An 11,905-nucleotide genomic window follows, 5' to 3' on the forward strand; every position below is an offset into this window, starting at 1 on the left:
CCGCAATCCGCGATTCGCGATCCGCAATCCGCAATCCGCAATCCGCAATCCGATTACCTCTCGGCCAGGGCAATCCAATCTGAACCACTGCCCTCTGAAGGACCCAGGTGCTTCTCCAGCCAAACCAGGAAGAAAAGGAAGGGGTAAATAAGCACCTTTAAGGAATAATTTTCACCTAAGAGGGCGCCGATGTCAGAGGCCCACTGCCCCACCTGACTTCCCGCCTGCCTTAGCTCACACACCTTAAATCCCGCTTTATTTAGCTTCTCCTCCAGCTCTTCTTTTAGATATCCCGCCCGCACATGCCCAAAATCCTCTTCAAAAATCTTTCTCCTCTCCTGGGCCAGGCGGTTATTGAATATCGAATGAGCATCTCTTTTCTTAACCGCCGGCACATAGACCAGAAGCCGACCCTTCGGTTTGAGCGCCTGAAATAGATGGGCTAACACTGTTTCGTCTTCTTGGATATGCTCCAGCACATGCACCGTGAAGATAAAGTCAAATTCCTGATCAAATTTAAGGGCCAATAGATCAGCCCGGACAAACTCCAGATTGAAGAGCCTTGTTTTTTCTAGAATTCTCCGGCAGTTGGCTATCTTTCTTTCATCTATTTCCACGTTGGTAATCTTAAGGTGCGGATATTTCCCGGCCAGATAAAAGGAATGGCCGCCATTACCGCTGCCGGCATTGAGCACTCGCTTATGCCTGGCTAAACCAAGCTGGTCCAAGGCCTGGCAAAGGGTATGGAACCGCCGTCTTTCACCGATATGGGCGGTGCCGATCAACCGGTAGTAGAGCTTTTTTAGAAATATGGTTTGAACTAAGGCCTGCTCTTTTCCATACATCGGCGTCATGTGAACTCGAAACTCAAGTCTTACGGCAGAGTAAAGAGATATGAAAGGCAAAGAGAGCTGGCCAGCACCTGGTGGCTAATTCATAGATTTGCCTGAGAGGGGTCATATTCATCCGCCAGTGATAAAGAGGACACCAAGATAAAGCCGAGCTGCCTTTTACTTCCATAGTAGAAAAGCCCTTCTCCCCACATAGCCTTTTGATATCTTTCAGGGTAAAAAACCTGATATGTTGAAAGTGCGTCTGGGTATCTTCCAGATAAGGGAAACGTCCCCAAAGGAGCCATAGCCTGAACCTCCAGTGGGCGATATTGGGGATGGAAAGAATAAGTCGGCCACCGGTTTTAAGCACTCGATTGATTTCTTTGATCACCCGCTGATAGTAAAATAGATGCTCGATGGTCTGGGTAAAAACAACCAGATCAAAGATTCCGTCCCTGAAGGGTAGCGACCCCTTATCCATATCTGCTTTCACTAACCTGACGCCTCGCTGCCTGGCCCGCTCAAGAATCACCTCAGAAAAATCTAACCCCACGGCCTTAGCCCCCTGACTCTCTATCTCCTGAGTCACCTTAGCCGGACCACAACCTAGATCCAGAACCCTGTCGCCTGGTTTGACCTGACTCAGGATATACTGGACTCTGGCCGGATCTACGCCTTCGTCCTTCTCTTGCCAGTATTGGTCATAATAGCCTTCAAGATTCATCCTCCCCAAATCCCCCTTGACAAAGAGACCATTTAATGGTGCTTCTAAAAGGTAAGCGTTCAGCCACTAAGGCACAAAGACACAACCTCGATCCTCGATCCTGGATGCTCGATTCTGGATGCTCGATCCTGGATACTGAATCCTTTGCCAGCATCGAAGATCGAGCATCGAGGATCGAGCATCGAGGATCGAGGATCGAGCATCCAGCATCATGTGCTGAACGGTTGCCCTAAAAGAGACCTGCCTCACTAATAACGGCCTTTGGCTCTAAGCCGGCTCAACAAAGACACCCCATAGACCAAACTCCCCAGATAATAGCCAAATCTCTCCCGAAACTCTCTCTTTCTAAGACATCGTTTCCAGAATATCCCCGGGGCCTGCTGGGCAAACCGAACCAATTCTTCATCACTAAGCCCCCCAGAGAGATTGGAAAGCGGCTTTAAGTCCGCCTGACCGGCCGTAAAATAAAAGGCCTGGCTAAAGGCCTCCCTTTCTGACAGACCTCCCTCTTTTTTTCTGGCCATCTCCCAAAGCTCAGTCCCTGGAAGAGGCGTAGTCAAGCTAAACATAGCCTCATCCAGATCGATATCAATAGCAAATTCCAGGGTCTGTCTGATGGTGGCCTTAGTATCTCCGGGAAGCCCGATCATAAAATATCCCTTGGTCCTTATCCCGGCCTCTCTGGCCCAGCCGACCGCCTTTCTGACTTGATCCAGGGTAATGTGTTTGCCAATCTGCTTCATTATCTCTTCATTCCCTGTCTCAATACCAAAGTGTATCCCGTAACATCCCGCCTCAGCCATCAATGGATAATCCTCTTTTTTTAATTTATCTACCCTGGCCAGACACTGCCATTTAATCTTAATCTCCCTCTCCTTAAGAAGAGAAATTATTTGATGCAATCGATTACGATTGAAGACAAAGAGATCATCTACAAAATAGAAATTTTGGATGCCCTCTTGTTGTCTTACCTGCTCAATCTCATTTACCACCTGGAGGGCGCTTTTCTCTCGATACTTTTTTCCGAATAGCCCTTTAAAACAGTAGATGCAAGAATAAGGGCAACCCCTGGAGGTAAGAATAGTGGTCATTGGCTCTCCCTCATTCGAGCGCAGGGGATATTTTTTAACCTCCAGAAGGTCTCTGGCCGGAAGAGGCAAAGAATCCAGATCGGTAATAAAGGGCCTAGGATCATTCTTTACGGCCGAACCGCTATTTCGATAACAAAGTCCCCTGATCTCCTCACGGGCGATCTTTCCCTCTAAGGATTGAACCAGCTCAACGATGGTTTCTTCTCCTTCGCCGTAAATGGTATAATCAATCAATCCGTCCTCAAAGGCCGTCAAAGGATACACCGTGATATGAGGCCCGCCCAGGACAATAGGTATATTCAGATTCCGGCATTTTATCTCCCGGGCCAGCTCCAGGGAGTGATAATAGAGGTGCGTCCAGACGGTGATCCCTACCAGATCAGGTTTAAACCCTACCACCTCATCTGCTTCCTGATCCGGCTCCATACCGGGTCTTAAACCAAAGTCAAATATCTTCACCTCATGTCCTTCTCTTCTGAGGCTGGCCGCCAGATATCCTAAACCTAATGGGGGATATGAATTGACCATCACATCCCATGCCGGTGAAACAAGACCAATCTTCATTTGTCTGTTATCCTCTTATTTGATCCTCTTATTCGGATTTTGGATTTTGGATTGCGGATTTCGGATTTTTCATTCCGCAATCCGTATGCCTCAATATGCCTTTGGGCAATCTTCTGCCAATCGAGATCATTGGCTAACTCAAAGGCTGCCTTAGAAGCCAGATCAAGATCGAGTTGGAGGGCCTCCCCAAGCGCCCGGCTAAGCCCCTCAGGGTCTTCATTATCATAAAGGATAGCCGCCCCGCTTCCTTCAAGTTCCCTCATACAGCCAAGCCTGGGCACCACCACCGGCCTGGCAAAGGAAAGAGACAGGATAACCGAGCCGGAAGTCAGGATCTGCTCAAAAGGAAAGACCGCCACATCAGCGGCCTTAAAGAAATACTGCACCTCTTGGCAGGGGATAAATCCGAGATGAAACTGAATGTTGACTGGAGACATCCCTCCCCGTCTTTTAATCATCTCCTCCTCAGCCGATTCGTAAGGTTGGCCGGCAATTAAAAGATATGCCCCGGAAAGATTTAATCCCGCAAAATCCCGGATCAACCGCTCTGTTCCCTTATATCCTCTTATGAGGCCAAAGCTAAGAAAGACCTTGGCCTCAGGAGGAAGTCCCAGCCTCTCTCTGGCCTCACCTTTTCCAATATCGTTCTGGTAGACAGAGATATAATTCCCGTGAGGGATAACGGATATCTTCTTTTTATGGATAACCTTATTAGCGATAAGGTCCCTGGCCGGTCCGCAGTGGACGATTACCTTAGCCAGATTAATCATCAATAACCTGGCCATATAGTCAACCACCCGGTTAGGACTTTCGTGGGGTAGATAATTATGCATGGTCCAAACGAGCCTGTATCTTAAAAGAAGAGCCAACAGCAGCCGTCCCATGAATACGGTCAGGGTGAAGAAGCTAAATATACCCCCCCGCCAATGTTGATATCGATGGGCAAGCCAGTGAAAATGTAAGACCTTGACCTGGCGCCGGTTCTGAATCAGCCACCGGCAGGTAAAATCAGCCTCTTTGATTACCGGCACACCCAGGGCCTCAATATGGGTATAAAGTAGTTCGCAATATGGATTGGCCTCTAATTTAGCCGGAAAAGGGGCCACGGCTTTTCTTGTCTTCATGAATATTTCCGAAACCTGGTCTCTGGCCAAAGCCTTTCTTATGTCCATGAATATCCCTCATCACGCCCTTTCCAGGGGCCGATTCTAAGAACATGCTTATTAATAACTATCCCTTTAAGAGCTACTACCATGGCCATCAGGAGGTAGGCCAGCTCAAAGTCTTCCATTGAGAGAAAAAAGCCGGAAGCGATATATCCCCAAAAGCTTAATTCGATCATATAAGAAAAATAGATAAGAGGGCTTCTTCTGGGGGCTATCTCCCTGATGCGTTTGAGTCCCCATAGGGAAAAACCGAGTAGAGCCAAGAAGAAGACCAGCGCCGGTATGCCGGCCTCAGCCGCTAGATGAATATAAGAATTATGAGCGGCCATATTCTTCTCGCCGGCGGGAAGAAATTTCTTCATATATTGGGCCGTAATATGCTCAAAATGCTTCAACCCTATGCCGGTATAAGGATATTCCTTGATCATTTCCCAGCCGGCCCTCCAGGCGTATAATCTATACATAGACGAGACATCTTCTTCATAGCTTTTTATGGAGCTTATTTCATTATAGTACTCAGACGGCAGGGCAGCTAAGGCCCCCAGGCCAAAGATAATACCGAGTAAAAGCAAGCCGAGTTTTTTCCTGGCCCTCAGAAAGATACCTCCCAAAACCAGAATTAACCCCAGAAAGGCGCCCCTGGAAAAGGTAGCCATAATAGCTATTACCATTCCCAGGGCAAATATAACGGCCAGCAACTGCTTCCACCAGTCTTTTTCTACCAATATCAAGTAGTAGGCAAAGGGAACGGCCATCACCAAGGCCAGACCAAAGTGGTTGTTATCTTCTATTGTCCCCCCTGGCCCATTAATAAATGGATAGCCTGAAATGCCATATTGATATACCCCCCGCAGGGCCATTATTCCCAGCGAGGCCACAATAACCCAACAGAGGGCGCGATATAAAGAAAAAGATTTGACAATATTAATGGTTAAGAAGAACAAGATAAATATCTTGGAATAGTCGATCAGGGACTCTTCACTTATCATCGGGGCTAAGGCAAAAAGGTGAGAAAGCCCCATCTGACCCCATAAACCAAGAATAAGGATATTCTGACTGGCCATGACGATCCGCCAGTCTGATCGCTTGAGCCTATCCCACAGCCAGGAAAGGAGGGTCGCGCCAGAGACCATCAATGATAACCTTAAGTCCTTAAGTCCCCAGAAGATATCTTGCGGTCTGATGAAGGCCAGGGCATAAAAAATAACAATCCCCCAAAATGGTTCTTTAAATATAAAAACAAGTCCGGCCAGGGTGACCCACAGGGCCAGGGTATAACGAGGAGGATAGTATAAAATAAAGTAAGTAGCCACAAGGGCTATTACGAAAAGGACGACAGGAATCAGATGTTTGCCCCGGCTGATCTCCGGAAGATTCTCCCCCCAGGGTCTCGCCTCATCATAAAACCGCCGCCACTTAAACCTAAAATCCGCCATCCCGGGTACCCACGAAGTGGGTGCGCCATCCGCCATCATTACGCCGCCCTTCTTCTTTTAAGAAGCTCGCCTTCCGTCTCCCTTATCTCCTTTAATGATGAATTTACTTGGATCTGTTCCCGCACCAGGCAGCCAATAAACCCAATAATACTTCCAATACATAAGCCCAAAAAGGCAATCAACTTTTTCCTCGGCGCCGATGGGAAAATAGGATACCTGGCCGGATCGAGTATCTTGAAAGGCCCCTCTTCCTTCTCTCCCTCCAGTCGATGGGAAATCCTGGCATTCTCCAAACGCTCACTGATCATAGCATAGAGTTTAGCGTTCAATTCCACTTCGCGCTCCAGCTTGGTATGCTGTTGTTCCTGAATGGGAATATTTCTTGTCCTCTGTTCATACTCGTTTTTAAGGGTGAGAAGTTTATGCTGTTCTTGCTTCAGGGAGGCCAACCGCTCCTCTAACTTGGCTATATTTTCTTCCAGGGCCTGGGTAGTTAGACCGGGCTTGGCCTCCGAACTGAATCGCATTTGCCATTTTTCCCTCTCCATGGCCTGCTTCTTGGCCTCGATCTCTGCCTGGGTGGCGATTACCGCCGGGTGGCCTTCGGTATACTGGTCTTTATATTTCTTCAGCGAGTTGGTAAGCTCAGCCAGCTCTTGCCGCAATTGATCTGCCGTAGAGGTCTTAACGCTATTTCCGCTCATAGGAAGTTGAACCTTGGCTAACCTCAACTCCCGGCTTGTATCCTCTATGGCTAATTCGTTTTGCTTGATCGAACTTTCCAGCTCAACCAGCCTTTCTAAATTTGCCTTTTGGTCGGTCGGGAGCTCAAGGGGATGTTCCTGTTGGAATCTGGCCAGGACCTCCCTTGAAGCTGTCAGGCGTTGAAAGTAAGTCTCACGTTGCTCTTCCAAAAAACTAATGGCTTCGCTGGCTTCCTTCCCCTGCTCAGAACGGTTCTCTTCAATAAAGAGGTCGGCAATGGTATTGACTACTTCTTGAACTTCTTTGGGATCATTTCCCCGATATGAGATCTTGGCCACATTATACCCCCTGACATTAATACTAATCCGGTCCCTTATACCCCTGACCAACCTTTCCCGGGCGAAATTATCGCCAGGGACAATGTCTTTAGCCAGTCCTAATTTGTCAATCAACTTGTTCAGCATAAGCCAGCTTTTGATCTCTTCCTCTAAGGTTCTCACCCAATCCTTCTCATCCACCTGGTAGGCCAAACCACTCACTAAGGGATTCATTAACCCTTTCTCTTTAAAGAGGATAGTTGTCTCCGCCTCATAGACCTTGGGGAGAAAGAAACTGCCAATGGTTGCCCCCAGGGTAATCACACAGAAGGGGATAAGAAACACCCAACGGTGCTTATAAACGATCTGAAAATAATCCCAAATATTTTTTTCTCTTCTGAATCTCGCCATCTTAGTTACACCTTAGCCAATAGCCCTTTTGGTCCCTTTGGTCCTTTTGGTCCCTTTGGTCCCTTTAGGTTAAATAGCCAATAGAGAAGAATGCCCTATTGGCTATTCTAACCATATTATACCATATTATATCTTTTTAATCAATCCCCCGCTTAAAGTTTCTTAATCTGACTTTTGGCATCCAATTCTTGACATGATTTGGTCGAGTTTACTTAGCAGCGTATCCCAGTTGTATCTCTCTTTAACCAACCTCTGTCCTTCGACCGAAAGTTTGGCTCTTAGCTGCCGGTCGGTCATTATCTTTACTACCTGTTGGGCAAACTCGGAGGGTGTGTCCGCCAGCCGCACACTTTGAGGCGGAAGGGCATCCAGTCCTTCAAAGGCCTTAGAGGTAGTTACTACCGGCGTCCCACAGGCCATAGCTTCCAGGATCTTGTTCTGAACGCCTCTGGCCATCCTTAAGGAAACACAAGAGACCGCCGAATTAATAAGGTAGGGACGAACATCCGGTACACCACCGGTAACTACCACCCCCTCTATTTTAGCCAGGGCCTTAACCGACTTAGCCGGTGAACTGCCGACCACGAAAAATCTTGCCCGGGGCAGCCGGCTTTTAACCAGAGGAAAAATCTCTCGGGCAAAGTAGGTCACTCCATCTACATTGGGGAGATAATCCATTACCCCCGTAAAGATTAACGCATGGGGGTCGTATTCTGTCCTGGCCTCTACTGCTGGCGGCTGGAAGTAGTCACTGTCTACTCCATTAGGAATAATTTCGATAGCCGGATGAGAGGCAAAAGAGGCGAACACCTCTTCCTCCTGCTTGGAAATAAAGGTTAAATAATCAAAAGAGGCGGCTGTTTCAGCCTCATACCGGCGGAGCCGTCCGGCCTCCCAACGATAAATCAGGGAAAGAGGTGGTCTGCTCCATTCGGCGTACTGTCTCCACTTATCCGAATCAACATCACAAAGATCAACCACCTTGGGTATTCCTTTTATATCCTTGATATATTCGATCATAGAAGAAGAATGAATCATTATCAGGTCAAATCTTTCCTTATCTATCTTTGTTTTTACCATCTTAGACAACCTTGGAGAGTAGAAATGAGCCACGGTCAATGACTTCCCTGAAAGGAGGGCGGATCCCAATCTAAATTTGGCTGACCAACCCCCCACATTAGCCACCCCAATATCATCACAATAAGGCGTCAGCCCGGCCACATTTTTTGACTCTGCCTCAGAGAGGATGGGGCAGAGAAGAGAAATACGATGTTCTCTGGCCAGGTGCCTGATGATGTTAAAACTCCTTAGGGTGCTCCCTTTATTAGGCGGATAAGGGAGGCGATGGGATAAGAATAATATATTCATAGCGTAATTTCGGATTGCGGAATGCGGATTGCGGAATGAAGAATCCGCAATCCGCAATCTCGAATTGCGAATTGCGAATCGCGAATCTATTTTTTACAATGACCCGACAAATGGCTAAAGAACCTTTGGTAAACGAATCTAACGAATTAAACGAAAAAGTAACTATTCAGCCACAAAGCCACTAAGTCACGAAGAAAATAATGGGATAGCCTACGACATTACGGTAACTTTAGCTATTTATCGGGTTGTTGTTTTTTAATTCGCGATTCGCGATCCGCGATTCGCGATCCGCGATTCGCAATCCGCAATCCGAAATCCGCAATTAGACCAGATATTTAACCAGGGGGGGACCTAAGACCTTGGTTACTGAGAGGGGCAGCCTCTTCCAGATCCTTCGAGGCAGATCATATTTGGGGTTAGCCGGACTGACATTAGGAATCTTATCGGTTTTGTTGAGATAATATTGATAAGGCAAAGGCTGCGGCGTGATTCCCCAATGTTCCTTGAAATGGTAAGAACCAGCATCTTTCCTTGATCGACCAAAATCAAAATATCGATAACCCTGGTTGCAGCCATATTCCATCAGCTTCCAGTACATGAAATTATTGGGAGAGTAGCCTAAATACTCTTTAAGGCTTCCTCCATAGTAAGGATTAACGGTGTTTTTAAAGAAGAAGACCATAACAGAAGCAATTACCTTATCATGGAGCTTGACGGAGAGGATATTTATCTTCCGGCCAAATTCCTCCAGCAGGTTTTGGAAAAATCGAAAAGAAAAGATAGGGGTCCCCAGGTTTCTCAGGGAATGATTGTAGATGTCATAAAACTCCTTTAACCGGTCCGGGTTCATCTCTGCCTTAAGGGAAGAAACCACGCCTTTTTTGGCTGAACCGCGGGCCTTTCTTTTGAGACTTCTCCAGCATTCCCTTGGATCGGCCGGCAGCTCTTTAATGAAGGTTTCATAAAGATTTTTTACCGGGAAATCGAGCCCATTCTTTTTTATATTCCTGAGTTCAAGATATTCAAAATCTTCCTCTTTAGCTATTCTTTTCGCTTCATCAACTATGAGGCATTCGGCCTCCCGATTATCAAAACACATCCCCCCGTAAACCGCAAAGGGCAGAGAGACAAGAGACCTGCCAAAAAGCCTGCTGGTAATGCTAAAAAGAGGCAGTATCCCGCGGATATCTCCCTCCTCTTCTGCCAGCAGATACCGGCTCTTATGTCCAAAACTGCGCTCGATGACTCTCTTCCAACCGATTTGATGGAAAAAACTGGATTCAGGATGCCGGTTCACATAATCATCCCATTTCTGGGTCCATTCCTGACTAAAGGTTCTGACTTTCATTTTAGTCCTCCTCACCTTCGTTGACCTGACATTTTTTATTACAGCAATTTTTAGGCCAACTTTGCCTAACTAAAAATTTTTTTTGGCCCCACCATGCTAATGCTTTATTTTTCAAGAGTTAGCCGTTATCATTTCCCTGATATCCCCCAATAATCTTAATTAGAAACAGCCTGAATGCCAATTTTCTTTACAATCATCTTTACGGCTAATCCCTCGTTCAGGGTATTCACCCTAAAAACAAGCATGCCGCCTGAATTGTTCAGGATAAAGATACGGTAATGCCCCAATTTTTTCATTTTTTTGGGACATCTCCTTGACAGAACATGATTCTTATGGTATAAGAAAAATGTAGTGTGGGTAAAGACAAGAAAAACCCCTTTATCCATACGTCCAAAGTCAAGAGAGGTATTGTTGGGGGCCCAATCCGAACAATTCCTCTCTTTTTTATATTCGCCGGCTGCCTTTCGAACCTCTGTTAAGGTCTGAGCTTCAGAGAAATCTCCAAACAAGAACGGTGGGGTTGAGAGTAGAGAATTGAGACCTCTCAGCTCTCAGCTCCAAATATGTAGGTCAGGACCTATCTGACTGAACTTATACCTTAAAGGAAGGTAATGGCCCGCACCAAACCACCCCCTTTAGGATAAAGATCGCCAATGGGTCCTGACCTAACTTGGTAGATAGCTAAAAAAGAAAAAGCCAGGCACCTTTTTCTCTACCTGGCTTTCTTCACAATACAGCTTGAGGAAGGATTATATTCCCCCTTTTTTTTCGGCTACACCGTTAATTTACCAAAGAGAAATGATCCCCCCCTCTTTTCCAGATTGTGGGTGCGGGTTACTTTAGTAGTATAGCAAATTTTATGCCAACTCGAAAAATTATTTGGGCAGCCGTAAATAAATCTTTGGTTAGCAGGATATTGCCCTCTATCTTAGCCTTAATTTCCCCTTTGCCTGGTCCTCTCTTTGGTGTTTAAATTTAACAACACAATTGGAACCTTATGGGGTAAAAAATTTTATAAGTCTATATTAAATTTTAGGTTAAATAGTGTCTTTTAAAATAGACATCCTTATCCAATTTTTTAGACATTCTGGTTTCTTAATCTCCCTTCAGACTCTATCTTTGACCATCTCTTTACTCTCCCTCGATATAGACGTCGCCCAAATCTACTGTCGTCTCATCACTCTTGGGTATAACCAGCTCAAAATTACACCCCTTGTCCCCCTTGAATAATCGGGCAGGAAACCTTCCGGACGGGATATTCTCAAGATAGAATTCCCCATCCTTACCCACTATAGCCTCTATGGTTCTTCCCTCAACCTCTATCTGTAATCCGGCATACTCAGCCGGGACCTTCTTCCCATCCTCCATCCAGGAGAACCTCCCCTCAAAGGTCTGGAGCCTGGTTACCCCGAATTCTACCAGGCCCCCACCCTGGTAGGGCACAGAGACACACCTTCTGGTCTCAAGGATATTGTAGTCAAGAGGCAGATCCACCGGTTCTACGGACAGCCGGTTCTCGTAATAGGATATAAGCCCGGGAACAAGGATCTCTCCCCTCTTATTGGTCTGGCCAATCTCCTCGTTATCATATTTAACCCTCACCCCCTTAAGACTATCTACCTTTATTAAGGCAAAGCCGTCATAGATAGACCTTGAAGGATAAAGGCGACCCTTGACCAGGGCTATGCCTCCGGATAGTCTTAGATCATAACTATTCTAATCTCCGCTCCTTCTGTAGTCAGCCGAATAGGGTGTGGCTATTTTGTATTACGATACAATTTCTTTTATAGGTAGGAGTTATGATATAAAGAGCTAAAAAAAAAGCTCCTTTCTGCCGAGTTATGTAATGGAGGATTCAATAGCCCAGCAGAAAGGAGAACTAAATGAGAACGGGAGAAAGATTTGCTTCTACTAAAGAATCGACAAATTTGACGGAGGACTT

Annotated in this window: 10 protein-coding genes and 1 pseudogene; all 11 read right to left on the reverse strand. The window is 46.4% G+C overall.

The genetic code is table 11. The features are described from left to right. Window positions 1-53: 53 nt before the first annotated feature. Window positions 54-854, reverse strand: coding sequence for a class I SAM-dependent methyltransferase (locus AB1797_04515; GenBank protein MEW5766876.1), 801 nt, complete (start codon window positions 852-854; stop codon window positions 54-56). Window positions 855-867: 13 nt separating this feature from the next. Beyond that, window positions 868-1,557 (reverse strand): methionine biosynthesis protein MetW, encoded by a 690-nt coding sequence (locus AB1797_04520; GenBank protein ID MEW5766877.1) that lies wholly within the window; start codon window positions 1,555-1,557, stop codon window positions 868-870. Next, window positions 1,547-1,711: a hypothetical protein gene (locus AB1797_04525; protein ID MEW5766878.1), complete on the reverse strand. Its 165-nt coding sequence runs from the start codon at window positions 1,709-1,711 to the stop codon at window positions 1,547-1,549. Before AB1797_04525 ends, AB1797_04520 begins: the two co-directional genes overlap by 11 nt. 94 nt (window positions 1,712-1,805) lie before the next feature. Continuing rightward, window positions 1,806-3,212, reverse strand: coding sequence for a radical SAM protein (locus AB1797_04530; protein ID MEW5766879.1), 1,407 nt, complete (start codon window positions 3,210-3,212; stop codon window positions 1,806-1,808). Further along, window positions 3,209-4,384 (reverse strand): glycosyltransferase, encoded by a 1,176-nt coding sequence (locus tag AB1797_04535; GenBank protein ID MEW5766880.1) that lies wholly within the window; start codon window positions 4,382-4,384, stop codon window positions 3,209-3,211. Before AB1797_04535 ends, AB1797_04530 begins: the two co-directional genes overlap by 4 nt. Continuing rightward, on the reverse strand, window positions 4,375-5,853 hold the full coding sequence (locus AB1797_04540) for a putative O-glycosylation ligase, exosortase A system-associated (protein MEW5766881.1): 1,479 nt from the start codon (window positions 5,851-5,853) through the stop codon (window positions 4,375-4,377). Before AB1797_04540 ends, AB1797_04535 begins: the two co-directional genes overlap by 10 nt. Continuing rightward, window positions 5,853-7,247, reverse strand: a complete 1,395-nt coding sequence (locus AB1797_04545) for a GNVR domain-containing protein (GenBank protein MEW5766882.1) — start codon at window positions 7,245-7,247, stop codon at window positions 5,853-5,855. The genes AB1797_04540 and AB1797_04545 overlap by 1 nt, the downstream gene beginning before the upstream one ends. Before the next feature lie 162 nt (window positions 7,248-7,409). After that, window positions 7,410-8,615 carry a TIGR03087 family PEP-CTERM/XrtA system glycosyltransferase gene (locus AB1797_04550; protein ID MEW5766883.1) on the reverse strand — a complete coding sequence of 402 codons (1,206 nt, stop codon included), beginning with the start codon at window positions 8,613-8,615 and terminating at the stop codon, window positions 7,410-7,412. Between the two features lie 322 nt (window positions 8,616-8,937). Continuing rightward, entirely contained in the window at window positions 8,938-9,963 is a 1,026-nt protein-coding gene (locus AB1797_04555; protein ID MEW5766884.1) for a FemAB family XrtA/PEP-CTERM system-associated protein, read from the reverse strand. Between the two features lie 155 nt (window positions 9,964-10,118). Next, complete coding sequence (locus tag AB1797_04560) at window positions 10,119-10,259, reverse strand: hypothetical protein (protein ID MEW5766885.1); 141 nt, start codon at window positions 10,257-10,259, stop codon at window positions 10,119-10,121. 835 nt (window positions 10,260-11,094) lie between these two features. Then, a pseudogene (locus AB1797_04565) lies at window positions 11,095-11,664 on the reverse strand (fimbria/pilus outer membrane usher protein). Window positions 11,665-11,905: the final 241 nt, after the last annotated feature.

Source organism: bacterium (assembly GCA_040753085.1).
Lineage (GTDB): Bacteria > UBA9089 > JASEGY01 > JASEGY01 > JASEGY01 > JASEGY01.